At 70.0% G+C, this 26,812-nt stretch carries 22 protein-coding genes and 1 pseudogene; 20 read left to right on the forward strand and 3 right to left on the reverse strand.

The annotated features are described in order from the left end of the window. A pseudogene (locus MVA01S_RS16395) lies at nt 1-448 on the forward strand (hypothetical protein); the annotation flags it as partial. A 273-nt stretch (nt 449-721) separates the two neighbouring features. After that, on the forward strand, nt 722-2,560 hold the full coding sequence (locus tag MVA01S_RS16400; RefSeq protein ID WP_003933886.1) for a phosphoenolpyruvate carboxykinase (GTP): 1,839 nt from the start codon (nt 722-724) through the stop codon (nt 2,558-2,560). A 15-nt stretch (nt 2,561-2,575) separates the two neighbouring features. Here MVA01S_RS16400 and MVA01S_RS16405 read toward each other — a convergent pair whose 3' ends face one another. Next, on the reverse strand, nt 2,576-3,058 hold the full coding sequence (locus tag MVA01S_RS16405; protein WP_003933885.1) for an Lrp/AsnC family transcriptional regulator: 483 nt from the start codon (nt 3,056-3,058) through the stop codon (nt 2,576-2,578). Between the two features lie 132 nt (nt 3,059-3,190). On the opposite strand from MVA01S_RS16405, the gene MVA01S_RS16410 reads away from it, so the two are divergent. The 5 genes from MVA01S_RS16410 to MVA01S_RS16430 all read left to right on the forward strand — a co-directional run bounded on the left by MVA01S_RS16410 (nt 3,191) and on the right by MVA01S_RS16430 (nt 9,679). Beyond that, entirely contained in the window at nt 3,191-5,545 is a 2,355-nt protein-coding gene (locus tag MVA01S_RS16410; RefSeq protein ID WP_060941641.1) for a thiamine pyrophosphate-binding protein, read from the forward strand. A 66-nt stretch (nt 5,546-5,611) separates the two neighbouring features. Further along, nucleotides 5,612-6,766, forward strand: a complete 1,155-nt coding sequence (locus tag MVA01S_RS16415) for an acyl-CoA dehydrogenase family protein (RefSeq protein ID WP_003933882.1) — start codon at nt 5,612-5,614, stop codon at nt 6,764-6,766. Continuing rightward, a complete protein-coding gene (locus MVA01S_RS16420; RefSeq protein ID WP_003933881.1) occupies nt 6,763-7,977 on the forward strand; it encodes a CaiB/BaiF CoA transferase family protein in 1,215 nt (404 codons plus the stop codon). Before MVA01S_RS16415 ends, MVA01S_RS16420 begins: the two co-directional genes overlap by 4 nt. 2 nt (nt 7,978-7,979) lie before the next feature. Next, entirely contained in the window at nt 7,980-8,861 is an 882-nt protein-coding gene (locus MVA01S_RS16425) for an HTD2 family dehydratase (protein ID WP_003933880.1), read from the forward strand. After that, nucleotides 8,858-9,679: an HpcH/HpaI aldolase/citrate lyase family protein gene (locus MVA01S_RS16430; protein ID WP_003933879.1), complete on the forward strand. Its 822-nt coding sequence runs from the start codon at nt 8,858-8,860 to the stop codon at nt 9,677-9,679. Before MVA01S_RS16425 ends, MVA01S_RS16430 begins: the two co-directional genes overlap by 4 nt. Nucleotides 9,680-9,688: 9 nt before the next feature. Here MVA01S_RS16430 and MVA01S_RS16435 read toward each other — a convergent pair whose 3' ends face one another. Further along, nucleotides 9,689-10,330 (reverse strand): GntR family transcriptional regulator, encoded by a 642-nt coding sequence (locus MVA01S_RS16435; RefSeq protein ID WP_051015411.1) that lies wholly within the window; start codon nt 10,328-10,330, stop codon nt 9,689-9,691. Nucleotides 10,331-10,717: 387 nt separating this feature from the next. Here MVA01S_RS16435 and MVA01S_RS16440 point away from each other — a divergent pair, with 387 nt between their 5' ends. The 11 genes from MVA01S_RS16440 (at nt 10,718) to MVA01S_RS16490 (ending at nt 22,882) form a co-directional block, all read left to right on the forward strand. Beyond that, nucleotides 10,718-11,458: a GntR family transcriptional regulator gene (locus MVA01S_RS16440; RefSeq protein ID WP_003933877.1), complete on the forward strand. Its 741-nt coding sequence runs from the start codon at nt 10,718-10,720 to the stop codon at nt 11,456-11,458. A 52-nt stretch (nt 11,459-11,510) separates the two neighbouring features. Beyond that, on the forward strand, nt 11,511-12,341 hold the full coding sequence (locus MVA01S_RS16445; protein WP_003933876.1) for an IclR family transcriptional regulator: 831 nt from the start codon (nt 11,511-11,513) through the stop codon (nt 12,339-12,341). 287 nt (nt 12,342-12,628) lie between these two features. Continuing rightward, on the forward strand, nt 12,629-13,633 hold the full coding sequence (locus MVA01S_RS16450; RefSeq protein ID WP_003933875.1) for a tripartite tricarboxylate transporter substrate binding protein: 1,005 nt from the start codon (nt 12,629-12,631) through the stop codon (nt 13,631-13,633). 10 nt (nt 13,634-13,643) lie between these two features. After that, entirely contained in the window at nt 13,644-14,114 is a 471-nt protein-coding gene (locus MVA01S_RS16455; protein WP_003933874.1) for a tripartite tricarboxylate transporter TctB family protein, read from the forward strand. Then, nucleotides 14,114-15,661: a tripartite tricarboxylate transporter permease gene (locus tag MVA01S_RS16460; protein WP_003933873.1), complete on the forward strand. Its 1,548-nt coding sequence runs from the start codon at nt 14,114-14,116 to the stop codon at nt 15,659-15,661. The genes MVA01S_RS16455 and MVA01S_RS16460 overlap by 1 nt, the downstream gene beginning before the upstream one ends. Nucleotides 15,662-15,686: 25 nt before the next feature. After that, on the forward strand, nt 15,687-16,439 hold the full coding sequence (locus MVA01S_RS16465) for an SDR family NAD(P)-dependent oxidoreductase (RefSeq protein ID WP_003933872.1): 753 nt from the start codon (nt 15,687-15,689) through the stop codon (nt 16,437-16,439). A gap of 62 nt (nt 16,440-16,501) precedes the next feature. After that, nucleotides 16,502-17,881, forward strand: coding sequence for an MmgE/PrpD family protein (locus MVA01S_RS16470; RefSeq protein ID WP_003933871.1), 1,380 nt, complete (start codon nt 16,502-16,504; stop codon nt 17,879-17,881). Beyond that, entirely contained in the window at nt 17,878-19,140 is a 1,263-nt protein-coding gene (locus MVA01S_RS16475) for an MmgE/PrpD family protein (protein WP_003933870.1), read from the forward strand. Before MVA01S_RS16470 ends, MVA01S_RS16475 begins: the two co-directional genes overlap by 4 nt. Then, nucleotides 19,137-20,501 (forward strand): MmgE/PrpD family protein, encoded by a 1,365-nt coding sequence (locus MVA01S_RS16480; protein ID WP_003933869.1) that lies wholly within the window; start codon nt 19,137-19,139, stop codon nt 20,499-20,501. The genes MVA01S_RS16475 and MVA01S_RS16480 overlap by 4 nt, the downstream gene beginning before the upstream one ends. A 3-nt stretch (nt 20,502-20,504) precedes the next feature. Next, complete coding sequence (locus tag MVA01S_RS16485; RefSeq protein WP_003933868.1) at nt 20,505-21,827, forward strand: MmgE/PrpD family protein; 1,323 nt, start codon at nt 20,505-20,507, stop codon at nt 21,825-21,827. A 56-nt stretch (nt 21,828-21,883) separates the two neighbouring features. After that, nucleotides 21,884-22,882 (forward strand): AbrB family protein, encoded by a 999-nt coding sequence (locus MVA01S_RS16490; RefSeq protein ID WP_003933867.1) that lies wholly within the window; start codon nt 21,884-21,886, stop codon nt 22,880-22,882. A gap of 5 nt (nt 22,883-22,887) precedes the next feature. On the opposite strand, the gene MVA01S_RS16495 is transcribed toward MVA01S_RS16490, so the two are convergent. Continuing rightward, nucleotides 22,888-23,442 carry a TetR/AcrR family transcriptional regulator gene (locus MVA01S_RS16495; protein ID WP_003933866.1) on the reverse strand — a complete coding sequence of 185 codons (555 nt, stop codon included), beginning with the start codon at nt 23,440-23,442 and terminating at the stop codon, nt 22,888-22,890. A 103-nt stretch (nt 23,443-23,545) separates the two neighbouring features. Between MVA01S_RS16495 and MVA01S_RS16500 the strand changes: the two genes are divergently transcribed. Further along, nucleotides 23,546-25,042 (forward strand): carotenoid oxygenase family protein, encoded by a 1,497-nt coding sequence (locus MVA01S_RS16500; protein ID WP_003933865.1) that lies wholly within the window; start codon nt 23,546-23,548, stop codon nt 25,040-25,042. A 75-nt stretch (nt 25,043-25,117) separates the two neighbouring features. Further along, the gene (gene fadD4 / locus MVA01S_RS16505; protein ID WP_003933864.1) at nt 25,118-26,638 is read left to right on the forward strand and encodes a fatty-acid--CoA ligase FadD4; all 1,521 of its coding nucleotides are present in this window, start codon (nt 25,118-25,120) and stop codon (nt 26,636-26,638) included. Nucleotides 26,639-26,812: the final 174 nt, after the last annotated feature.

Below are 26,812 nucleotides of genomic sequence, written 5' to 3' on the forward strand. Positions count from 1 at the left end.
CGAGGACGTCGACGCGCACCTGCGCACCGTCACCGCCCGCGCCGGGATCGACATGCCCGGACCGCCCACCCCGGAGCCGGTCGCCGTGCCGGATCCGCCGGTGCGCGCCCGAGGGCTGGAGACCCGGCTGATGACGGTGCTCGGGGCCGGATTCGGCGTCGGCGTCGCGATGGTGGTCGCGCGGCTGCTGTCCGGCCTGTCCCCCGCACTCGCGACGGCCGGTCCGGCCGTCGCCGCGGTGCTCGGAGTCGCCACCGCGGCCTGGGTGGTCCGGGCCAGGGCGGTGCTGCACAAGCGGGCGGTCCTGGAGAGGTGGTCGCTCGACGTGGCCGCCGCGGTGCGCGCGGCCGCCGAGGAGCGGGTGGCCACGCGGATGCTGGCCGTCGAGACCGCGGTCGCCGCCGCGGGCGACGGACTTCCGGAAGCGCCGGGAATGACCCTCGGCTGACCGACGGATCGCGGACGCGGAGACCGAGATTCGGGACCTGTCCCGTGCGCGGGCGCGCCGGATCGGGCAGGATTGCTGGTTACCCGTCGGTAGACCGCCCGGTGGGAGACATCTGAATCGTTCCTGTGAGTGAATGGACATAGTCCTGGATTCCCGCGGGTATGTCACCCGCGTTAACCTCAGTACACAGTGACCAGGGAATCCGAAGGTTATTCGGATTCCGGCGCCTGCGTCATCGCAGGCCTTCGCGCAGATGCAGGGAGACGACACAGCATGACCGCAGCGACCATTCCCGGACTCGACAACGCCCCGACCAAGCACCAGGGTCTGCTCGAATGGGTTCGCGGGGTCGCCGAGCTGACCCAGCCCGACCGGGTGGCGTGGGCCGACGGCTCGGAGGAGGAGTACGACCGCCTCTGCGCGCATCTCGTCGAGGCGGGCACCTTCCAGAAGCTGAACCCCGAGAAGCAGCCGAACTCGTACCTGGCGCTGTCCGACCCCTCCGACGTCGCGCGCGTCGAGTCCCGCACGTTCATCTGTTCCGAGCGCGAGGTCGACGCCGGTCCCACCAACAACTGGATGGACCCGGCCGAGATGCGCGACCTCATGACCGGGCTGTACCGCGGCTGCATGCGCGGCCGCACGCTGTGGGTGGTGCCGTTCTGCATGGGCCCGCTCGACGCCGAGGACCCGAAGCTGGGTGTGGAGATCACCGACTCCGAGTACGTGGTCGTGTCGATGCGCACCATGACCCGGATGGGTGCGGCCGCGCTGGACAAGATCGGCGAGGACGGCTTCTTCGTCAAGGCGCTGCACTCGATCGGCGCGCCGCTGGAAGATGAGACAGGCCAGCGAAAAGACGACGTGCCGTGGCCCTGCAACGACACCAAGTACATCACCCACTTCCCGGAGACCCGCGAAATCTGGAGCTACGGTTCGGGTTACGGCGGCAACGCGCTGCTGGGCAAGAAATGCTACTCGCTGCGCATCGCCTCGGCGATGGCCCACGACGAGGGCTGGCTCGCCGAGCACATGCTGATCCTGAAGCTGATCAGCCCGGAGAACAAGGCGTACTACATCGCCGCGGCGTTCCCGTCGGCCTGCGGCAAGACCAACCTCGCCATGCTGCAGCCCACGATTCCGGGCTGGCGTGCCGAGACCGTCGGCGACGACATCGCGTGGATGCGGTTCGGCAAGGACGGCCGCCTGTACGCCACCAACCCCGAGTTCGGCTTCTTCGGCGTGGCGCCGGGCACCAACTGGGACTCCAACCCGAACGCGATGAAGACCATCGCCGCGGGCAACACCGTGTTCACCAACGTCGCCAAGACCGACGACGGCGACGTGTGGTGGGAGGGCCTGGAAGGCGACCCCGACCACCTCATCGACTGGAAGGGCCACGACTGGACCCCCGAGTCGGAGAACAAGGCCGCCCACCCGAACTCGCGTTACTGCACCCCGATCTCGCAGTGCCCGACGCTGGCCCCGGAGTGGGACGACCCGCAGGGCGTGCCGATCTCGGCGATCCTGTTCGGCGGGCGCCGCAAGACCACCGTCCCGCTGATCACCGAGGCCCGCGACTGGCAGCACGGCGTGTTCATCGGCGCCACGCTGGGCTCCGAGACCACCGCCGCCGCCGAGGGCAAGGTCGGCACCGTGCGCCGTGACCCGATGGCCATGCTGCCGTTCCTGGGCTACAACGTCGGCGACTACTTCGCGCACTGGATCAACATCGGCAAGAACGCCGACGAGTCCAAGCTGCCGAAGGTGTTCTTCGTCAACTGGTTCCGCCGCGGCGACGACGGCCGCTTCCTGTGGCCCGGCTTCGGCGAGAACAGCCGGGTGCTCAAGTGGGCCGTCGAGCGCATCGAGCACAAGGCCGACGGCAAGAGCACCCCGATCGGCATTGTTCCCACTGCGGCCGACCTCGACCTGGAAGGGCTGGACGTGGATCCGGCCGACGTCGACGAGGCGCTGGCGGTCAAGGTCGACGAGTGGCGCAACGAGGTGCCGCTGATCGAGGAGTGGTTCGAGTTCGTCGGCGAGAAGCTGCCGACCGGCATCAAGGACGAGTTCGACGCTCTGAAGACCCGCCTGGCCGAGGAAAGCTAGTCACAGCCTGCGGTCTCACAAGCGACGGGCCAGCAGCGGGGTGACCCGGAACTCCACCAGCTGACGCATCGTCAGCGCGGTGGTGGTCTGTTCCACCCCGTCGATGTCGAGGATCTGGCCGGCGATCCGGTAGAGGTCGTCGGCATCCCGCGCGACGACGTGGATCTGCAGGTCGATCGACCCGCTGAGCCCGAGCACCTCCAGCACCTCAGGGATGGCGGCGAGTTCGCCCGCGACGTACTCGAGCTTGCGCTGGACGACGGTGGTCAGGATGAACGCCGTGAGTGGATAGCCAAGGGCCGCAGGCGAAATCCGTCGCTCGAACGGGCGCAGGCAGCCGCTGGACTCCAGCTTGGCCAGTCGCGCCTGCACGGTGTTGCGGGACAGGCCCGTGCGGTCTGCGATCGCCATGGCCGCCGCGCGGGGGTCCTCGTTGAGCGCGGTCAGGATGCGAGCGTCGATGGCGTCGACGGGCTTGCCGCCGGGCGGGGTGGTCAAAGTGCCCGCCGTCGGCGTCCGAAGAGAGGGTGCATCTGCGCATTATGCCCATGCGCGGCGCGCAGGGTTGCGCAGATCGTCGCCGAGGCGTGGGATCGGTGGTCGATCTGCACTCGGCGAGAGGCGCCCGTCATGACCGTCAGCATCCCGCAGTCCCGGACCGCCCGCGGTGAGGCGCTGGCGGTGATCGAACGGCACGTGCTGTGGTTGGCCACGGCGATGGTCCATCACGCCAACCGGGTCCGCCCCAACCCGTCCGGGCTCAAAGTCGGTGGCCACCAGGCATCGTCGGCGTCGATGACCTCGATCATGACCGCACTGTGGTTCGCGCACCTGCGGTCGGGGGACCGGGTGGCGGTCAAGCCGCACGCCTCGCCCGTGCTGCACGCGATCAACTACCTGATCGGCGAACTCGACGCCGCCTACCTGACCACCCTGCGCGAGTTCGGCGGACTGCAGAGCTATCCCAGCCGCAGCAAGGACCCCGATCCCGTCGATTATTCGACCGGTTCGGTGGGGATCGGGGCCACCGCCCCGATCTGGGCGGCGCTGGCCCGGCGGTATGTGCACGCCCACTTCGGGCCGGACAGCGGGCTGGTCGACGCCGACCGGTCGGCCGGCGCCGCGCTGGGCCGGCAGTACTCCCTGGTCGGCGACGCCGAGTTGGACGAGGGCGCGGTGTGGGAGGCGATCCTGGACCCGGCGGTCGGCGAATTCGGCGAGATCGTGTGGATCGTCGACATGAATCGTCAGTCGCTGGACCGGGTGGTGCCGCACATCGCCGCCGAGCGGCTGGAGCGGATGTTCGGTGCCGCCGGCTGGCAGGTGATCACGCTGAAGTTCGGGCGACTGCTGGAAACGCTGTTCGCCCGTCCCGGCGGGTCGGCGCTGCGCGAGCGCATCGTGGCGATGCCCAACCCGGAGTACCAGCGGTTGCTGCGGTGTGGCGCCGCCGAACTGCGCACCCGGCTGCCGGGCGACGGGCCCGGCCGCGCACAGGTCGCCGACCTGATCGCCGACCTCGACGACGAGACCTTGCTGGCCGCCGTCCGCAATCTGGGTGGTCACGATCTGGACCTGCTGTGCGACGCGCTCGGGCAGATCGACGACACCAGGCCGACGGTGCTGATCGCCTACACCATCAAGGGTTACGGCCTTCCGACACAAGGGCATCCGCAGAACCACTCGTCGCTGCTGACCGTGGCGCAGTACGAGGAGTTGGCCGCCGGGCTGGGCATGAACCCCGACGATCCCTGGCGCGGTGTCGCTCCCGACAGCGACGCCGGTGCGCTGTGCGCGGCGACGCGGGAACGGCTGCGCCGGCCGGCGGTGCCTGCCGTCCTGCCCGCGGCGATTCCCACCGACATCGGGCGCACCCCGGGCGGGACGTCCACCACCCAGGCCGCACTGGGCCGCACCCTGCTGGATCTGAGCCGCGAAGCTCCGGACGCCGCCCGCCGGGTGGTGACGGTCAGCCCGGATGTCAGCTCGACGACCAACCTGGCCGGCTGGCTGAACAAGGTGGGGGTGTGGTCGCCGACCGAGCGCCGGGACTGGTTCGACGACGACGCCGAGACGATCATGCACTGGCGCGAGCGGCCCTCCGGACAGCACATCGAGCTCGGCATCGCCGAGACCAACCTGGTGGGCCTGATCGGCGAGCTGGGCGCCACCTGGAGCCGCTGGGGCACCCCGCTGCTGCCGATCGGGGTGCTCTACGACCCGTTCGTCGAACGCGCGCTCGAACCCTGGTCCTACGGCATCTACGCCGGAGGTCAGTCGATCCTGGTGGGTACCCCGTCCGGGGTGACGCTGGCCGCCGAAGGTGGTGCGCACCAGTCGATCAAGACCCCGTCGATCGGTCTCGAGCAGCCCGGCTGTGTCAGCTACGAGCCGGCGTTCGCGATCGACGTGGAGTGGACGCTGCTGGCGTGCATGGCGAGGCTGGGGCATCCGGACGGCGGTTCGTCGTACCTGAGGTTGTCCACCCGGCCGGTGGACCAGCGGCTGGCGGCTGTGCCCGCCGATCCGGCGGCGCGGGAACGCCGCCGCCGTCAGGCCGTCGCCGGCGGGTACCTGCTGCGCCGTGGCGGGGATCCGGCGGTGACGTTGGTCGGGATGGGCGCGATGATGACCGAAACCCTCACCGCGGCAGACCGTCTCGCTGACCAGGGCATCGCCGCCGACGTGGTGTGCGTGACCAGCCCCGGCCTGCTGTTCGACGCCCTCCAGGCGCGTCGCGGGCTCGGCGAGGGCCCCACCTGGATCCTGGACCAGGTGTTCCCCGCCGGTCGGGCTGCTCCGATGGTGACGGTGCTCGACGGTCATCCGCACACCCTGGCGTTCCTGACCTCGATCCACCAGGTCCGGGGCGCGGCGCTGGGGGTGAGCAGGTTCGGCCAGGTGGGGTCGCTGCAGGACGTGTACCGCTACCACGGCATCGACACCGACAGCATCGTCAGCGCGGCGCTCGACTTGACCTGCTGACCCCGCTGTTGCGCCCGCCGCGGCTCTCTCCATAGAATATTTTCTATTGAGACAGGAGGTGGCGGCATGGTGCTGTCGGAGGAAGAGAACGCACTCGTCGAGACGGTGCGCGACTTCGTCGAGAAGCAGGTCAAACCGGTGGTGCGCGACATCGAGCACGCCAATACCTATCCCGAAGAGCTGATCGAGACGATGAAGGAGATCGGGATCTTCGGTCTCGCGATCCCCGAGCCGTACGGCTTCGGAGCGGTCTCGATGCCCTGCTACGTGGCCGTCACCGAGGAACTGGCCCGCGGCTGGATGAGCCTGGCCGGCGCGATGGGCGGGCACACCGTGGTCTCCAAGCTGATCGGGATGTTCGGTACCGAGGAGCAGAAGCAGCGGTACCTGCCGCGGATGGCCACCGGTGAACTGCGCACCACGATGGCGTTGACCGAACCCAGCGGCGGGTCCGATCTGCAGGCCATGCGCACCGTCGCCCGCCGCGACGGCGACGGGTACGTCATCAACGGCAGCAAGACCTGGATCACCAACGCGCGCCGGGCCGGCCTGATCGCGTTGATGTGCAAGACCGATCCCGACGCCGATCCCGCCCACACCGGCGTGTCGATCCTGCTCGTCGAGAAGGTCCCCGGCTTCACCGTCTCCAAGGATCTGCCCAAGCTCGGCTACAAGGGTGTGGAGAGCTGCGAACTCAACTTCACCGACTGCCGGGTGCCCGCCGACGCGCTGCTCGGCACCGCGGAGGGCAAGGGGTTCGCCCAGATGATGAAGGGGCTGGAGGTCGGCCGGCTGCAGGTGGCCGCGCGCGCCACCGGAGTGGCCCGGGCCGCCTTCGAGGACGCCCTGCGCTACGCCCAGGACCGGGAGAGCTTCGGCAAACCGATCTGGCAGCACCAGTCGGTGGGCAACATGCTCGCCGACATGGGCACCAAGCTGGCCGCCGCACGCGCGCTGTTGCTCAGTGCCGCAGAGAAATTCGACTCCGGCGCGCGTTGCGACATGGAAGCCGGTATGGCCAAGCTGTTCGCCTCCGAGGTCGGCATGGAGATCGCGCTGGACGCGGTCCGGGTGCACGGCGGGTACGGATACTCCACCGAGTACGACGTCGAACGGTACTTCCGTGACGCGCCGCTGATGATCGTCGGCGAGGGCACCAACGAGATCCAGCGCGGCGTCATCGCCAAGCAGTTGGTCAAACGGGGCGGCCTCGACCGGTGACCCCGCCTCCTCCCCCCGCGGCGGGAGCGCTTCCGCTGCAGGGCATCACCGTGCTGTCGCTCGAGCACGCCGTCGCCGCGCCGTTCGCCACCCGACAACTCGCCGATCTCGGCGCCAGGGTCATCAAGGTCGAGCGTCCGGGAACCGGGGACTTCGCCCGCTCCTACGACGACTCCGTCAACGGGTCGTCGAGTTACTTCGTGTGGCTCAACCGGTCCAAGGAATCCATCGCGCTGGACGTCAAATCGGCTCACGGACAACAGGTGTTGCACGACCTGGCCGAGCGCGCCGACGTCATCGTGCAGAATCTGGGACCCGGCGCCGCGGCGCGGCTGGGCCTGTCCGCGCAGGACATCCGCGCGCGCGACCCCGGCAAGATCGTGGTCTCGGTGACCGGCTGGGGCAGCACCGGACCGTGGGCCGACCGCAAGGCCTACGACCTGCTGGTCCAGTGCGAGACCGGCCTGGTGTCGCTGACCGGGACACCCGACGAGGTGGCCAAGGTCGGGGTGTCCATCGCCGACGTCGCCGCCGGCATGTACGCCTTCAGCGGCATCCTGGCGGCGCTGTACCGGAAGGCGGTCACCGGCGAGGGCGCCACCATCGAGGTGTCGCTGTTCGAGGCGCTGGCCGAATGGGTGGGCCAGCCGATGCATTTCACCGCAGGCGCCGGACGCCAGCCCGGCCGGTTCGGGGCACAGCACGCGACCATCGCACCGTACGGGCCCTTCGAGGCCGGCGACGGGCACACCGTGCTGATCTCCATCCAGAACGAACCGGAATGGGCACGTCTGTGCACCGAGGTCCTCGAACTCCCCGAGGCCGCCGAGGACCCGAGGTTCGCCTCGAGCACCCTGCGGGTGGCCCACCGCGACGAGGTCAACGACATGGTGGCCAAGGCGTTCGCCGCGCTGAGCACTCCCCAGCTGGAAACCCGCCTGACCGCTGCGCGGATCGCGTTCGCCGGCGTGAACACCGTCAGCGAGTTCCTGGCGCACCCCGTGCTGGCCGAACGTGACCGCTGGCGCACGGTGGAGACCGAGAACGGCCCCGTGCAGGCGCTGCTGCCACCGATAGACCTGGGTGTCGAACCCCGCATGGGCGCGGTCCCGGCGCTGGGGCAGAACACCGACGCTATCCTGACCGAGCTCGGCCACCACCCGTGCGCAGTCACGGGATCGGCGCCGGCGCAACATGAATCGGAGGGCTGACAATGACCGACGGAACCGCAGCGGAACCGGGCGCGGGCCTGGAACGGTTCATCGCCGACTGGCATCCGCAGCCGCTGCGCACCACCGACGCGATGGACGCGCGCCGTGCCGCAGAGCTGGCCGCGACCCTGGATCTCGACGCCGCGCCGCAGGCAGGCGACGCACTGCCCACCATGTGGCAGTGGGTCTACTTCACCGAGTTCCCCGCGACCGCGGAGCTCGGGGTCGACGGACACCCGCGTGACGGCCACTTCCTGCCGCCGATCCCGCACCGGCGCAGGATGTTCGCCGGTGCGAGGCTGACCGTGCACAGCCCGCTCGTCCTGGGCCGCACCGCGACCCGCCGCGCAGAGGTGTTGTCCACCAAGGTCAAACACGGCAAGACCGGCGAGTTGTTGTTCGTGACCGTGGGCTACCGCTACGAGCAGGACGGCGAGCACCGCCTGACCGAGGAACACGATCTGGTGTACCGCAGCGAGGCCGAATCGAGCACCTCCTTCACTCGGGTCACTGAACCCCTTGCGCCGCAGGATGTCCCGTGGTCGTCGCACCCCACCACGCATCCGGTGTTGCTGTTCCGGTTCAGCGCGCTGACCGCCAACGCCCACCGCATCCACTACGACGAGGCCTACACCACCGGGGTCGAGGGCTTCCCGGCGCTGGTGGTGCACGGCCCGCTGCTGGCCCTGTACATGTCCGAACTGGCCCGTGCCCGCAGTGACCGCCCGCTGACCGGCTTCCAGTTCAGGTTGATGCGGCCGGTTTTCGTCGGCGACGTGTTCCGCGCCCAGGGCACCCCCGACGCAGACGGCTCCGCGGCCGAGCTGTCGCTGGTGTCGGGCGTAGGCAATCTGCACGCCACCGCGCGGGCGAGCTTCGGATGACGGCCCTGCCGGCCGAGACGCTACGGGCCGCGCGCTCGCTGTTGTTCGTCCCGGGTAGCCGCCCCGAGCGCTTCGCCAAGGCCGCGGCGGCACAACCCGATGTCGTGATCCTCGACCTCGAAGATGCGGTGGCCCCGGCCGACAAGGACGCCGCCCGCCGGCACGTCGAGTGCTGGCTGGCCGGCGGCAATGCGGCGCTGGTGCGCATCAACGCCGTCGACACCCCCTGGTACGAGCAGGATCTGGCGATGATCGGCCGAACCGGCGCCGCGGCGATGCCGGCCAAGGCGCAGCGGCCCGAGGACCTCGCGCGGCTGGCCGAGGCGACGTCGGGCGCACCCGTGGTACCGCTCATCGAGACCGCTGCGGCAGTGACGGCCCTCGGTCCGCTCTGTGCGGTCGGCGCGGTCGTGCGGCTGGCCTTCGGCAGCATCGACCTGGCCAACCAGCTCGGGGTGGATCCCGACGACCGCGAGGCCCTGCTGACGTTCCGCTCGATGCTGGTGGCGGCCTCGGCCGCGGCCGGGCTGGCGCCGCCGATCGACGGTGTCACCCGGTCATTCACCGAATCAGATTCGGTGACAGACGATTTCGGTTATGCCCGGCGCCTCGGTATGGGCGCCAAGCTGTGTATCCATCCGGCTCAGGTCGCCGCGGTGCACACGGCGGCGGCTCCGTCGGCGGCCGAGGTGGCGTGGGCGCAGAAGGTGGTCTCGGCAGCCGGGGACGGTTCGGCGGTGGCACTGGACGGTCAGATGATCGACGTGCCGGTGGTCGAACGCGCCCAGCGCATCCTGCGGATGGCCGGCGCGGCCTGACGCCCGGGGTCAGCCCAGGGTTCCGCGCGCGGCGAGATGATCGGCCAGCAGTGCCCCTGCTTTGTGGATGTGTTGTGCCATCGCGGTTCTGGCCGCCTCGCCGTCACCGGCGCGCAGGTGCTCGATGATCGCCCGGTGGTCGTGGGCGGATGCTTCGGGCCAGCCCTCGACCTCGGCGAAGAACTTGCGCGGCGAGTACGGCAGTGTGGCCTTGACCAGCCAGCGGATCTTGCGGGAGCCGGCCAGCCGGTAGATGGTCTCGTGGAACCGGTGGTTGAGTCGTTCGACGGCGTCGTAATCCTTGGCGGCTGCCGCCTGTTCCAGCTCTGCCTGGATCTGCTCGAGCTCGCCGAGCCGGTCGGCGTCGATGACCCGTGCCGCCCGTGCGGTCAGCTCGCCGCCCAGCAGGGCCTGCGCGGCGTAGACGTCGCGGATGTCCTCGCTGGACAGCGCGGTCACCGAGAAGCCGCGTCTGGGCTCGATGGTCAGAAATCCCTCGGTCTGCAGCAGCAGCAGGCCCTCGCGGGCCGGGGTCGCGCTGATGCCGAGGTCGTCGGCCACGGTCTCGGGTCGGATGAACTCACCGGCACGCAACTGACCGGAGACGATCAACTCGCGGACGTGGGCGGCGGCCAGATCGCTCAGCCGCATGATCGGCTGCCGCTTGCGCCCGCTGCCGCCCGCCGTCGTCACCGGTCAAATATAGACAATTTTCTGCTGCGGCGGCCGTGCGCGACCGCCGGACCACTCCGGGGCGGGCAACCGCGTGACCCGCGCAAATGTAGGTACAAAGTCGCGCACGGCGCTGCGGACATGGACCGGTACCCGCGTCGCCGCGCCACCGGCTGCTCGCCGACCGTGGCTCTCACCTGCCCCGGGAGCGAGCGGACACGGGGCACGCGGCGGGACGCGCCACCATTGACAACTGTGGCCCGGAATGCGTACATATCGCTGGAGAAGTGTGCGGTGTCACTCTTCTGTGACGTCTGGCGGTGCCCGGGCGACGGCCGTGCGGACCAGGGGAGGACGTGACGTCGGATGACCCTGGAATCGAACGCCGGACCGGCCTACCAGCGCATCGCCGACGAGCTCAGGCAGGCGGTGCTGCGCGCCCAGGACGCCGAGCTGCGGCTGCCGACCGAGGCGGAGCTCGCCAGGCGGTACGGCGTGAGCCGGCAGACGGTGCGCCGGGCCTACCAGGAACTGGTGGCCGACGGGTTGGTGACCCGGACCCCCGGCCGGGGCACGTTCGCCGCAGGCGGAGGTTCGCAGTACCTGCGCCGCTTCGGCACCGTCGAGGACCTGATGAGCCTGTCGGTCGACACCGACATGGAGGTGCTCACCCCGCTGGCGCGGCGCGTGGAGATCGAGGCCGCAGGCCGGCTGGGGCTCTCCAGCGACGTCACCTGGACGGTGTCGTTCCGGCGACTGCACCAGGGAGTCCCGTTCTGCGTCACCGACGTCTACCTGCCACCGGAGGTCGGCGCGCTGATCTCCGACGCGCCTGACGTGCAGCGCGGTGCGCGCAGTTCCCGGACGATCATCGGCCTGCTGGACCCGCTGCTGGCCGACCCGATCGGTGGTGCGGACCAGACCATCACGGTCGCACTGGCCGACACCCGGGTGGCGGCCGCGGCCGAGTGCGAACCCGGTGAGCCGATGCTGCGCATCGACCGGATGTACCGCACGATCACCGGTGAAGCCGTGGAACTGGCCGTGAGCCGGTTCGTCACCTCCCTCTACAGCTACCGGTCCAGCCTGCGGCGCACCCGCGCCTAGCGGCGATCGGCAGCCGGCCACAGCATGCACGTAATCGAACAGGGGACAACGGATGCCACCCACCGATGACAGCGGCGACCCGACGTTCTCGCCGCGCAGCGGCATCGCCGCCGTGGACCGGGCGGTGGCCGTGCTGGACGTGTTCACCCGGGGCCGGCTGAGCCTGGGCGTCAGCGACATCGCCCGTGCCACCGGGCTGAGCACCAGCACCGCGCACCGGGTGCTGGCCTCGCTGTGTGCCCACGGGCTGGTGACCAAGGTAGGGCCGAACTACGCACTGGGCCCCCGGATCCTGCAGCTCGCCGCCTCCGCCCGGGACACCGGCGACGTGGCCGCGGTGGCCCGTCCGGTGATGACCCGGCTGCGGGACGTCACCGGCGAGACCGTCGGGCTGCACGTGGTCAAGGGCGGCGGGCGGTACGTCATCGACCAGGTCGAGAGCACCCAGCCGCTGCGCCGGACCTATACCGAGTGGGGCCAGTTCATCCCGCTGCACCAAGGCGCACCGAGCCGGCTGCTGCTGGCCTACTGCGACGAGACGACCGTCGCGTCGGTGCTGGCCGGCCCGTTCGAGAGCATCACCCCGAGCACCGTCGTCGATCGCGACACGTTGATGCGTGAGATCGAGGTGATCCGGCGCGACGGCTACACGTTCTCGTTCGAGGAGCGGGTCGCCGGTATCCGCTCGATCGCGGTGCCGTTGCGCGATTTCACCGGCGCGGTGGTGGCGGCGATGAGCGTGACGGGTCCGGCCATCCGGGTGACCGAGGAGTGGATGCACCGGACCCTGCCGACGATCCTGGCGGCGGCCGCCGACATCTCCGCCGCCCTGGGATACGCCGGACCGGACGTGGCCGGGCCGTCGTCGCCCGCCGCTGTGTGAGCCTTGACACAACGGCTGACACGGCCGTAGGGTTTCCCGCTGTACGGATTGCCTTCCCGCTAGACGGGAAAAGGGGCCCAGCCTGAGCGTGACGGACGAGTCTGCGGATCGCTGCGCGGCCAAAGCGCCGTACCTATAGGGCGTTGCTGGTGCTGCCCGATGCTGGGCTCACAAGTGTGCTGACCAGTAAGAAAGCTCGCAAGAAAAAGTTGCCGCCCCCCTTGATCTCTCAAATGTACGGCCATTAAGCTCCTCGTTGACCCAGATCACAGTCGATCGGAAATCACATGACACATCACAGGACCCGCACGATGCTCGCCGGAGCCGCCGTCGCGGCGCTGGCGCTCTCCGGATGCGCGTCGGAATCCGAGCAGTCCGACTTCTCGGGCAGCAAGATCCGCTGGATCGTCTCCAGCGCCCCCGGCGGCGGATTCGACACCACCACCCGGCAGCTCGAGCCGTTCCTCACCCAGGCGCTGGGTGCCACCGCCACCGTGGAGAACATGGAGGGCGGCGGCTACGCCATCGGTGCCCAGTCGATGCTGACCAACGGGGCGGATTGCTCGGCCATCGTGACCCACGGTGTGCCGCACCTGATGTTCTCGTACATGACCCAGGCCGTCGACTACGACCTGTCGAGCTTCGCCCCCGTCGGCGGGATCAGCATCGAACCCGGTGTCATCCGCGTGCGCAACGACGCACCGTGGCAGGACATTCAGGAATTCGTCGACGACGCCAAGGCGCGCCCCGGCCAGATCAAGGTCAGCGTGTCCGACCTGCAGAGCAACAACTACATCGCGCTGCTGCAGATGGAGCGCGATCTCGGCATCGACCTGAACATCATCGGCTACGACGGCGGTGGACCGTCCCGTACCGCGCTGGTCAGCGGTGAGGTCGATGCCACCCACGCCGGCGTGTTCAACAGCCTTGCCATCGCCGATGATTCGCGTGCGCTGGCCGTCAGTCAGCCGGAGAACCGGTGGCCCGAGGTCACCAACGACGCCCCGCCGATCAACGAAGCCCTCGGCGTCGAGCTGCCGGCCAACGCGTCGAACTACGCACTCTTCGCGTCCGCCGAATGCCGCGACAAGAATCCCGAGCGGTACCAGGCGCTGGTGGACGGACTGAAGACCTCGCTGGAGAACGAGGACTACCTCGCCACCCTCACCGAGCTCGGTGAGGAGACCAAGGTCGCCTATCTGACCCCGGACGAGCTGCAGGACCTGGCCGAGCAGTCCCAGACCGAGATCGAAGAGCTTCTCAGTGGCAATCCGAATGCATTCTCCGGCTGAGCATTCCGCGATGACGGAGCAACCCGCCGGTAACGCGGCGGCGAGGACGATCCTCGCCGCCGCGCCCGGTGGCATCGCCCTCGTCACCGGCACGCTGGCCTGGATGATGTCGGCAGGTCTGAATCCGGCCGACAAGGGCTACCCGCGTGCACTGGCCGCGCTGTTGGTGATCGTCGGGCTCTGGAGCATGATCGCCGACATCCGGGAACGCGCCGCCCACGACGAACCGGACCCCGAGTACGGCCGCCTGGTGGCGTGGCGGGTCGCCGGGTTCACCGCGCTGATCGCCCTGGTGGTCTGGCTGGTGGAACCGATCGGCTTCTACCCGGCTGCGGGCCTGTTGATCCTCGGTGGCCTGTGGATCATGGGCGTGCGAAAGCCCCTGGTGCTCATTCTCTTTCCGTTGACCCTGATCGCGCTCGGCTATGTGCTGTTCTCGATTCTGATCGGGGTCCCGCTACCACTGGCCCGAGGATTCTGATGCTGGACAACATCACCGCAGGATTGGGGCTGCTGATGCAGCCCGCGCCGCTGATGTGGCTCGTGGTGGGCGTGTCCGTCGGCTTCGTCGTCGGCGTGCTGCCCGGGCTGAGCACCTCGAACACCGCGGCGCTGCTGCTGCCGTTCGCGATCACGCTGCCGCTGGAGAACTCGCTGGTGCTCATCGTCAGCATCTACGCGGGCGCGCAGTTCGGCGGTGCGGTACCGGCGATCCTGTTCAACGTGCCCGGCGAGGCCGGCTCCGCGGTCACCGCCCTGGACGGTTACCCACTGGCCAAGAGAGGCCAGGCCGGCCTGGCGATCGGCATCGCCCGGATGGCGTCGGTCCTCGGCGGCGTGATCAGCGGCTTCTTCGTGCTGTTCCTGCTGCAGCCACTGGGCGCGCTGTCACTGAAGTTCGGCGCCAGGGAGATGCTCGCGATCATCGTGCTCGGCCTGGTGGTCGCGTCCTCGCTGATGGGCGGTTCGGCACGCAAGGGTCTGATGGTCGGTCTGCTGGGCCTGATGTTCGCCGTCGTCGGCGTCAGCCCGGCCACCGCCGAGACCCGGTTCACCTTCGGCGAATTGCAGCTGTACGACGGAGTACCGTTCCTGGCCGCGCTGATCGGCGTCTTCGCGATCAGCGAGATGCTGATGCTGGTGGGCTCCACCGTGATGCAGAAGCGGCAGAAGGAACAGGCGATGACGCCCGGCGGTCTGCGCAAGGAGACCCGCGACGCCATCGACGGGGTCAAGGCGACGCTGCGCCAACCCGGCGCGGTCGGACGGGCCAGTTCCGTCGGTGTCGTGCTGGGGATCATCCCCGGCCTGGGCGCCGCGGTCGCCAACTTCATCAGCTATTCGTTCGAGAAGCGCCGCTCCAAGACGCCGGAGGAGTTCGGCAAGGGCAGCCACAAGGGCATCATCGCGTCCGAGGCCTGCGACAACGCCGTTGCCAGCTCCAGCCTGATCCCCACCTTCACGCTCGGTATCCCGGGCAGCGCCACGATGGCGGTGGTGCTGGCGGCGTTCTACCTGCAGGGCATCCAGCCCGGACCGCGGGTGCTGCAGACCAACAGCGCCGAGGTGTACGCGGTGGCGCTGGCACTGATCGCGGCCAGCATTCTGATCCTGCCGCTGGGCGTCCTGCTGGCCGGGCCGCTGGCCTCGGTCACCAAGGTGCCGCTGTCCTTCCTGGTGCCGACGGTGCTGTTCATGTCGATGGTCGGTGTGTATGCGATCCGCAACTCGATCTTCGACGTCGGCCTGGCGCTGTTCTTCGGTGTCATCGGTCTTCTGTTGCGGCTCAACGGTTATCCGGTGATCCCGCTGATCCTGGGCATCATCCTCGGGCCACTGGCCGAGGAGTACCTGCTGCGCAGCCTGCAGCTCGCCGACGGCCCCGGCTACTTCTTCGGTTCGGTCGTGGTGAACATCCTGTGGGCACTGCTGGTGGCCGCACTGGCGGCGATGGCCTTCTCCGGCCTGCGCAAGAGCCGGGGCGAGAAGAAGCCCGCCGCGCGCGAAACCGCCCAGCAGAACAGCTGAGCGACACAACCAGAAAGGAGGCCCCGTGCGGGCCGCAATCGTGACCGGCGCCAGCCGAAACATCGGGCTGGCGATCGCCGGTCGACTGCTCCACGACGGATGGCGGGTGTGTCTGACAGGGCGCGACCCGTCCGCTGTGGCCGAGGCCGCGGCGACTCTCGCCGAGACCGCGGCCGACGGGTCGGTGCGCTGGTTCGCCGGGGACATCGGGGCCCCCGATGACGTGGCACGGCTGGTCTATGAAGTCGAAAGCGCCTGGGGCGGAGTCGACGCCGTGATCAACAACGCCGGCATCCGGGCCCACGGGCCGATCGAGGAAATCGCCGTGACGGACTGGGAGGCGGTGCTGTCCACCGTGATGACCGGCGCGTTCCTGACCACGCAGGCGGTGCTGCCGCAGATGAAGGAGCGGGGCTGGGGACGCATCGTCAACATCGCCGGGATGTCCGGACAGTCCGGCGCCGCCGGCCGGGTACCGGTGGTGGCGGCCAAGGCCGGGCTGATCGGGCTGACCAAGGCGTGCGCGCACGAGGCCGACGGCACCGGAGTCACCGTCAACGCGGTGTCCCCCGGGCACATCGACACCGAACGGCGGCCGGGTCTCGGCGACGCCGGGGTGGCGGCGGAGCACTACCGGCACCTGCGCGAGGTGGGCAACCCCGTGGGCCGGATCGGATCGGTCGACGATGTCGCAGGCGCGGTGTCCTACCTGTGCGGTCCCGACGCGGGATACGTGACCGGACAGGTGATCTCGGTGAACGGCGGTGCCTACATGTGAGCCGGTCCCCGGTTCCAGGAGCCGCGTTCACACACCCCGCACATTCTCGAAAGGACCAACAGATGGCTGCCGATATCAGCACACCGACCCGCCGACTCGCCGACTACCTCAGTGCCGCCGCGGACACCCCGCTGCCGCCCGCGGTGATCCACAAAACCAAGCACCACATCATCGACACCATCGCCGCGATGGTCTCGGGTGCACAGTTGCCTCCCGGCAAGCGCGCACTGGCCTACGTGGCCGGCAGCGCCGGCGGGTCGAGCGTGCTGGTCGGGGGTCGGCGGACCGCAGCCGTGGAAGCCGCGCTGGCCAACGGGATGTCGGCACACGCCGACGAGACCGACGACTCGCACGCCCGCTCGATCAGCCACCCCGGCTGTGCCGTGGTGCCGGCCGCGCTGGCCGTCGGTGATCTACAGCGCAGCAACGGCGACCAGATCCTGCGCGCGGTGGCGGCAGGCTACGACGTCGGCACCCGGGTGGTGCTCAGCCTCGGGAAGCCGGTCCTCAACACCGATTCCAGCGGCCGGAGCACCCACGCCTTCTGCGGGCTGTTCGGCGCGACCGCGACCGCGAGCGCCCTGTACCGGCTCGGTGAGGAGCAGGCGCGGCACGCGCTGTCGTATGCGGCACAGAGCGCTTCGGGGGTGACCAGCTGGGTGCGCGATCCCAACCACGTGGAAAAGGCGTTCGTCTTCGCCGGCATGCCGGCATCCAACGGCGTCCGCGCCGCGGCGATGGTCGCCTCCGGCTGCGACGGGGTGCCGGACGTGTTCAGCGGCGTCCCCAACTTCCTGGACGCGCTGTCCGACGACGTGCGCCGCGACGAGCTCGCCGACGGCCTCGGCGAGCGCTACGAGATCATGCACACCAACATCAAGAAGTTCGCGGTCGGCTCCCCGGCCCAGGCGGCCGTGCAGGCGATCCTCGAACTCGTCGAGGAAGAGCCGATCGACCCGCAGCAGGTGACCGGGATCCGCATCGTCCTGCCCCACGATCTGTGCCGGGTCGTGGACGACCGGTCGATGCCCGACATCAACTGCCAGTACCTGGTGGCCGGCACGCTGGTGGACCGTGCGTTCACCTTCGCGATGGCGCACGACGACGACCGGATGACCGATCCGACGATCATGGCCCTGCGCGGGTGCACGGAACTGGTGGCCGACCCCGAGAAAGCCGGTGTGCGAACGGCGGACGTCACGGTCACCCTGCGCGACGGCGGCACCCGGCAGCGTTACGTCGGCGCGGTGCGCGGCACGGTCGACGATCCGATGTCCGATGACGAGGTGACCGCCAAAGCGGTGGACCTGATGGAACCGATTCTGGGCTCCGGTGCCACCGCAGAGCTGATGGACCGGCTCTGGACACTGGAGACCTGCGGCGACATCAGCGAGATCACCGCGATGCTGACCGCCGATGCGGCAGTGGCGGTTTCCCGATGACAAGCTTCGCGACGACACCGGGCGCCGACGTCGAACCGGGTGTGCAGACCACCGCGGCGGCGCTGGCCCGGTGGGCCTGCGAGCTGCAGCCGCGGCAGGCCGATCTCGACCTCGCCGACATCGCGTTGATCGACACCGTGGCCGTGGCGCTGGCGGCGACCGGCCATCCGTTGCTGGCCGTGACCGCAGGCCTGCCGGAGCCGGCGCGGTGGGCCGCGCAGGCCCACGTCGTCGACTACGACGACCTGCACCTGCCGTCGACCACCCACATCAGCACGGTGTGTGTGCCTGCGGCGGCCGCGGTCGGCGGCGATGCCAGGGCGTATCTGGCCGGTGCCGGCGTGATGGCCAGGATCGGCAGCGCGCTGGGCTGGAACCACTACTCCCGGGGCTGGCATGCCACGTCGACGACCGCACCGATGGCGGCCGCCGTGGTGGCGGCGACCGCGCGCGGCTTCAGCGCCGAGGACACGGCCAGGGCGATGGCGCTGGCCGTCTCGAGCGCCGGCGGGGTGCAGCGCGCATTCGGCAGTGACGCCAAGGCCATTCAGGTCGGGTTGGCGGTGGAAGCCGGTATCCGCGCCGCCGACCTGGTGGCCCACGGCGCGAGCGCGGACCCGCGCGTGCTCGACGCCTGGCTGGCCCTGGTCTCGGAGCCGCCGTTCGATCTGGCGCTGGACTCGGCCGAAGCGGTGCCGGGTGGTCTGGCGGTCAAGGTGTACCCGTGCTGCTACGCGCTGCAGCGACCGATCGCCTGCACCTCGGAACTGGCTGCCGGTCTGGACTCCGCTCAGGTGGAGCGCATCGACGTGTGGGTCACCGAATCGGCGATCCAGCCGCTGGTGCACCACCGGCCCGCCTCAGGGCTGGAAGCCAAGTTCTGCCTCGAGCACGCGGTGGCCGTCGCGGTCACCGACCGGGTACCGGGCTTCGACAGCTTCTCCGACGCGGCGGTGCGCCGCCCCGAGGTCGCGCGCCTGACCCGCAGCGTGACCGTGCACGTCGCGCCCGGCGGCAACGGCCTCCTCGAGGACGAGGTCCGGGTGGCGCTGACGACGACCGACGGGCGCGAGCTCACCGGGTCGATCGACATCCCGCCAGGGGCGCCCGGCCGGCCGGTCACCCGGGATCAACTGGCGCAGAAGGTACGTGACTGTGCCGGCGACCATGCCGATGCCGTACTGGCGGCCGGCTGGGGCGACATCGCCGGCCTACTCAGGGGTTCGACCACCCCGACGACACAGAAGGATGCTTCATGATCGACCTGACCGAACTGGCCGCCGCGGCACTCGCCGTCGCCGACCGTGTCGAGGGGGAGGTGCGCGCCGAGGCGGTGCGCTCGTTGCTCAACGTGGTGGGAACGACTATCGGTGCCGCCGCCACCACCGAGACCGACATCGTCGCCGCGGGGATGCGGCACAGCGGTGCCCCGGGTGACGCACCGGTGCCGGGTCGCGGCGACACCTTCGATCCGTCGTCTGCGGCGCTGATCACCGGATTCGCCGCCCATCTCGACGATTTCGACGACACCCACCTGGCCACCGTGGTGCACCCGGGTGCTGCCACCCTGGGCGCCGCGCTGGGGGCGAGCTGGCTGCGTGACCGCGGCACCGGCGAACTGCTGCCCGACCGCAGCGGTGACGAACTGCTGCGCGCCTTCGCCGTCGGCATCGAGCTGCAACTGCGTGTCGCGGTCGCGATGTCGCCGTCGCACTATGACGCCGGCTGGCATATCACCGGGACCGTGGGATCGCTCGGCGCCGCCACCGCCGCGGCGCTGCTGCTCGGGCTGGATGCCGAGACCACCGGCCGCGCGCTGGGAATCGCGTCCAGCATGACGATCGGTCACCGCGAGGGCTTCGGCACGATGAACAAGCCGCTGCACCCCGGCAAGGCCGCCGCCAACGGGCTGGTGGCCGCCGCGGCCGCCGCCCGGGGACTCGACGCGTCGCCGTCGGCGCTGGACGGGCCACGCGGCTACTTCGCGGTGATGGCCCCGGAGCTGGCTCCCGGCCTGCTCGTCGACGGGTGGGGCGAGCGCTGGGAACTGTTGTCCAACACCTACAAACCGTATCCGTGCGGCATCGTCACCCATCCCGCGATCGAGGCCGCCGAGCGGCTGCACCAGGCGGTCGGCGGGCGGGAGATCGAACGGGTCGAGGTCCGGTGCCATCCGCTGGTGGTGGAGTTGACCGGCAACCCGGATCCCGGCGACGGGCTGGCCGCACGGTTCTCGACCGTCCACGGTGTCGCCGCGGGCGTGCTCAGTGGCGCCGTCGATCTGGGCTCCTACGACGACGCCTACGTGCGCTCGGCGGCGCTGATCGCGATGCGGGCCAGGGTCGAGCTGATTCCTGATCCCGACATTCCGCGTGCCACAGCGCATCTTGCGGTCACGTTGGCCGACGGGAGCACCGAGAAGTGCACGGTCGAGAATGCCCGGGGCAGCCTCGAGGCGCCGCTGACCGACGACCAGCTGGACCGCAAGGTCCTGGCTCTGGTGGAGCGCACCCTGTCCGGGCGGGAAAAGGAGATCGTCGAGATCTCCCGGTCGGTCGCGGACGCATCGAGCGCCCGCACCTGGTTCTCCGCCCTGGCCGCCGATCCGAAAGGCAACTGACCCATGAGCTCGGATATCACCGCCCGGACAGCGGCTTTCGTCGCCGGACTGAACTGGGACGACGTTCCCGCGTCCGCGCAGGCGGCCGCCCGCAGGACCGCGGCCAACGTGATCGGCCTTTCGGTCGGCGCGGCGCACTCCCCAGCCGCGGAGGCCGCGGTGGCCGCCGCCGGAGACCTCGGCCTGTCGGGTTCGGCGCAGGTGCTGGGCCGTGCCGAGGCGCTGACCGCGCCGTGGGCGGCCCTGGTCAACGGATTGACCGCCCACGTCGAGGATTTCGACGACACCTACCTGGCGTGCATCCTGCATCCCGGTGCGCCGGTGGTCCCGGCGGCACTGGCCGCCGCCGAGCTCACGGGCGCCGACGGAGCCACGCTGATGACCGGCGTGGTGGCCGGTGTCGAGGTCGCCAGCAGGATCGGTGATGCTTTGTGGCCCAGCCACTTCGACCGCGGCTGGCACGTCACCGCCACCACCGGTCCCGTCGGGGCGGCGTGCGCGGCCGCTCGGGTCCTGGGGCTCGACGCGAGCCAGACCGCGCATGCGATCGCGATCGCCGCGACGCAGGCGGCCGGCCACACCGAACAACTCGGCTCGATGACGAAGTCCTTCCAGGTGGGCCGCGCGGCCGCCACCGGAGTGGAGGCCGCGCTGCTGGCGCAGCAGGGATTCACCGGTCCGGTGGAGCCGCTGGCCGGTCGGCGCGGGATGTCCGCCCTGATGGCCGACGATGCGGACTGGTCGACGGTGGACGACCTGGGATCGCGCTGGCTGGTCGAACAGAACGCACTGAAACCGTACAGCTGCGGCATCGTCAGCCATCCCGTGATCGACGCCGGCGTCTTCCTGCGCGCCCAGGGCGTGGATCCGGCGCGCGTGGCCTCGGTGGCGTTGGAGGTGCATCCGCGGGTGCTCGACGTCATGGGTGTCACGGAGCCGGAAACCGGTCTGCAGAGCAAGTTCTCGGTCTACCACTGCTTCGCGGTGGGGTTGGTGCGGGGCGCGGGCGGACCGGCCGAGTTCAGTGACGACGCCGCGCTCGATCCGCAGGTCGTGCGGGTGCGCGGCCGCGTCACGGTGAGCCTCGACGGCACCCTGGCCGCCGACTCGTGCCGGATGACCGCCACCCTCGACGACGGCAGCACCGTCGCCCACACCGTCGAGCACGCCACCGGCAGCACGGCGGCGCCGATGACCGACGATCAGCTCCGGGACAAGGTGCTGCGGCTGACCGGACATCTCGACGATCCGGCCCGGCTGTGGGACACCGCCTGGCGCCTCGACGAGATCGGTTCGGCCGCAGAACTGTTCGCGGCTGCCAGGTAAGGCCCCCGATCCCGCCCACCCTCGGCCGCTGGCTGCAACTGGCCGTCGTCGCCACCGTGGTGTCGGCGGGCTTCGTCGCTGTCGGCCTGCCGACACCGATGCTGTTCGGCGGACTGGTCGGCGCGCTGATCTATGCGCTGGCCCGGCCGTCGGCCCCGCTGCGCCTGCCCGGGTCCTGGTTTCAGGCCGGGCAGGCGGTGGTCGGCGTGGTCGTCGGGTCCGCGATCGAGTGGGAGACGCTGGCCGGACTGGGCGCCCGCTGGCTGATCGTGCTGGGCATCTCCTGCTTCGCGCTGGTGGTCAGTGTGCTGATCGGCAGTCTGCTGACCCGCCGCGGAGCGAGTCCGGCGACGGCGGCGTTCTCGTCGGTCGCCGGCGGTGCCATCGGCCTGACCGCGATGGCCGACGATCTCGGGGCGGACTCGCGAGTGATCGCGGTCCTGCAGTACCTGCGGCTGCTGGTGGTGCTGCTGACGTTGCCGGTCGTGGTCACGGTCGTGTTCGGCGCAGACGGGGTCGGCGACGGACTCGCGGCCGGCGGCGGGGACTGGCGCGTCGACCTGCCGTTCGTGGCGATCGCGCTGATCGGCGGGGTACTGGTCGGCAGGCTGGTGCGGCTGCCGTCACCGGCACTGCTCGGCCCGCTGCTGGTCGCCGCACCGCTGACCCTGGTGCCGTACTTCTCCGGCGCCGGGGTGCCGGTGCTGGTGGCCGGGCTCGGCTACCTCGCGATCGGGTTGCAGGTGGGCCTGAAGTTCACCGTCGAGAGCCTGCGGTCGATCGGCCGGATGATGCCGATCGCGATGCTGACCATCGTGGTCACGCTGCTGGGTTGCGCAGGACTGGGCTGGATCCTGACACTGACCACCGACGCCACCCCGCTGGACGCCTACCTGGCCACCACGCCGGGCGGCATCTACGCGGTGATGGGAACCGCGGCCTGGCTCGGCGCCGACGTGACCTTCGTGGCGGCCGCCCAGATCCTGCGGATGCTGATCGTGCTGGCACTGGCGCCGTTCCTGGCCGCCTATTTCCGGCGTCGCGCGTCAGGCTGATACGCTCACGCGACGACGGCGTGCGCGACGGCGTCGCCCACCTGGTGGTCGCTGAGCGTGCTGTGTTCGACGAGGGTGTGCGACAGCACCGCCCGCACCATCACCTCGGCGGCCTGCACCTTCGGCATCCGCAACCGCGCCGCGTCGACGGTGAGCACCGGCGTGACGACGGCCGCGACGGTCTGCACGAGGTCCATCCGCGCGTCGCCGACGGTCAGCACCGCGTGCAGCAACCAGTGCGGTTCGTGGTCGCGGATGTAGGTGAACGCCCGGTGGCTGCGCAGATACCGCAGCGCCGAGACGACGATCGTCGCGACCAGCGCCGCCGGTTCCGCGGTGACGTCGATGTCGGTGTGCACCGCGGCGAGCATCGATGCGATCTCGTGCCGGGCCATCGCCCCGACCAATCCGTCCTTGTCCCCGAACTCCCGGTAGGCCGTGGCCCGGGAGACCCCGGCGTGCGCCGCCACCTGACTCAGCGTGAGGGTGTCGAGGCCACCGGCGGCGACCAGTTCGACGCCGGAGCGCAGCATCGCGTCGAACGACCGGGTGGAGGGCATCACTGGTTTTCTACCGCAGCCGGGGGCATTGACGGACCACCCGACTGAGACTAATTTGCGTATCAGTCTCAGAAGTGGGGGTTCGGTGCCAACGACATCGCCGGTGGAGCCGTCCGTTGATCTCGCCCGGCTGCCCTCACTGCGCCATTACCTCGATTCGCTTTCGGCTGCCGAGCGCCGGGCCGCCCTGGACCGGCTGGCCGCGTTCTCACCCGAGGATCTGAGCAGCCTCGGCGTCAGCGAGCCGCAGTCCGTCGAGTCCGACTACCGGGTCGAGGAGATCGGCGGGACCATTCCGGCCGGGTTGGCCGGCACGCTCTACCGGAACGGCCCCGGCCGGTGGCAGGACCACACCGGTCGGCCGCTGCACCATCTGTTCGACGGCGACGGGATGCTCTCGGCGTTCACCATCGATCCGGCCGGCGTGCGGTACCGGAACCGGTACGTGCGCACCGCGCACTTCCGGGGCCGCTCGGGCGTCAGCCACATGGGTACCGCGGCGCCGGGCGGCCGGCGGGCCAACATCGGCCGCGTCCCGCCGAATCTGGCCAACACCAACGTCGTCGAGCACGCAGGCCACCTCTACGCACTCTGGGAGGGCGGTCCACCGCACGAGATCGACCGGGACACTCTCGACACCCTCGGCGTGCGCCGATTCGGCGGCGAATTGCGTTGGCTGGGAACCTATTCCGCACATCCGAGCTTCTGTCCGAGCAGCGGGGCGATGTTCAACTTCGGCGTCGAGTTGGTGCCTCGGCCGCATCTGCGCATCTACCGCACCGACCGCAGCGGACGGCTCCGGCATTTCCGGTCGACGCCGCTGCCGTACGCGGCCATGGTGCACGACTTCGCGATCACCGAACGCCATGTCGTGTTCCTGGTCTCGCCGATCATCCCTGACGCGATGGCGGTGGCGTTGGGGCGCGCGCCGATCGGCGACACCCTGCGGTACCGCCCGGAACGCGGCAGCACCTTCATATTGGTGCCCCGCGACGGCGGAAAGATCCGCCGGATCGACCACGACCCGGTGCTGCAGTTCCACCTGAGCAACGCCTTCGACGACCGCGGGGACGTCGTGGTCGACGCGATCACCTACGCCGACGGCCGCATGCTGGAACGCATCGCGCGGTTCCACACCAGTTCGCTCGCCGACGCCCCTTCGGTGTTCACCCGATTCCGGGTCAGCGCCGCCGGCCGCGTCAGCGCGGAACCGCTGAGCGAGGCGCCCAGCGAGTTCCCGCGCCATCATCCGGCCCATGAGGGCCGCCCGCACCGGTACGCCTACGTCAACACCCGCACGCGCCTTGGCGCGTTCTACGACTCGGTCACCAAACTCGATCTCGCGGACCGGCGCGAGTTCACCTACACCGCGGACGAGCCCGGGAACAGCTTCTGCGAGCCGGTGTTCACCCCGCGGCCCGGCGGTGTCGCCGAGGACGACGGGTGGCTGCTCACGGTGGAATATCAGGCGGCCCGGCAGGCGTCGCGGCTGGTCATCCTCGATGCCGCCGACCCGACGCGGGGCCCGCTCGCGACGGCCCAGCTGACCGGTCACGTCCCGCAGGGTTTCCACGGCAACTTCTCGGCGCGCCCGGCCTGAGGACCGCGCACGGCGCCGCACGGGCGGATACCCGGCTATTGACACCTGTCAACTATGGCCAAGTAAAGTCGGCCCATGCAGATCCGCGACACCGCCGTTGCCACCCCCGACAAGCCCGCCATCATCATGTATCCGAGCGGGACGGTGGTGACGTTCGGCGAACTGGAGGCGCGCGCCAACCGGCTGGCGCACCTGTTCCGGAACGCGGGTCTGGTCGAGGGCGACGCGGTCGCGATCCTGATGGAGAACAACGAGCACATCCACGCGGTGATGTGGGCCGCGCGTCGCGCCGGCCTGTACTACGTGCCGATCAGCACCCACCTGACCGCCGCCGAGGTCGCCTACATCGTCGACAACAGCGGCGCCAAGGCGATCGTCGGCTCGGCCAAGCTCGCCGACACGCTGGCCGGGCTCGGCGCAGAACTGCCGCAGGGGCTGCCGCCGGTGCGGCTGATCGCCGGGGGATCCCTCGACGGCTGGCAGAGCTATCCCGAGTGTGTGGCCGACCTGCCGGACACCCCGATCGACGACGAGATCGAGGGAGACCTCCTGCAGTACTCGTCCGGCACCACCGGACGCCCGAAGGGCATCAAACGCGAGCTGCCCCATGTCCCGCCCTCGGAATCGCCCGGCCTGATGGCCGCACTGGTGTCGTTCTGGATGCACCCCGACGCCGTCTACCTCAGCCCCGCCCCGCTGTACCACACCGCGCCGTCGGTCTGGTCGATGCAGACCCAGGCAGGCGGGATCACCACCGTCGTGATGGAGAAGTTCGACGCCGAGGGCGCGCTGGACGCGATCGCCAAGCACAAGGTGACGCACGGCCAGTTCGTTCCGGTGATGTTCACCCGGATGCTGAAGCTGCCCGAGGATGTCCGCACGTCCTACGACGTGTCCAGCCTGGAGCGCGTCATGCACGCCGCCGCACCGTGCCCGGTCGAGGTCAAGAAGCAGATGATCGACTGGTGGGGCCCGATCGTCGACGAGTACTACGCGTCCTCGGAGGCCCACGGGTCCACGCTGATCGGCGCCGAAGACTGGCTGACCCACCCGGGCTCGGTCGGCAAGCCGCTCAGCGGTGTCATCCACATCGTCGGCGAGAACGGCGAGGAACTGCCGCCCGGCCAGGCCGGCGAGATCTACTTCGAGGGCGGCTACGACTTCGAGTACCTCAACGACCCCGACAAGACCGCGTCGTCGAGGCATCCGCAGGGCTGGAAGACGGTGGGCGACATCGGCTATCTGGATGAGGACGGCTACCTCTACCTGACCGACCGGCGCCACCACATGATCATCTCCGGCGGGGTGAACATCTATCCGCAGGAGGCCGAGAACCTGCTCGTCACCCATCCGAAGGTGATGGATGCGGCGGTCTTCGGGGTCCCCGACGAGGAAATGGGCCAGCGGGTCGCCGCCGCGGTCCAGACCGTCGACCCCGCCGACGCCACCGACGAGTTCGCCGCCGAACTGATCGGCTGGCTTCGGGACCGCCTCGCGCACTACAAGTGTCCGCGCACGCTGTGGTTCGAGGCGCAGTTGCCGCGCACCGACACCGGCAAGCTCTACAAGCAGGAGCTGATAAAGAAGTACTCGTGAGCGATCCGGTCGAACTCGCGGGCGGTATCCGCGTCGCCGTCGGGGATCCCGACGACGCCGCCACGTTCACGCTGACCGAGGAGCCCACCGGCGACCGCCGGGCGGTCACCGTCGACTCGGTGCCCGACGCGCTGGCCGCGCTGGCGCAGCGCTGCGACCGGTGGCCGCAGGCGG

The sequence above is a fragment of the Mycolicibacterium vaccae NBRC 14118 = CIP 105934 genome, assembly GCF_001552715.1.
Lineage (GTDB): Bacteria > Actinomycetota > Actinomycetes > Mycobacteriales > Mycobacteriaceae > Mycobacterium > Mycobacterium vaccae.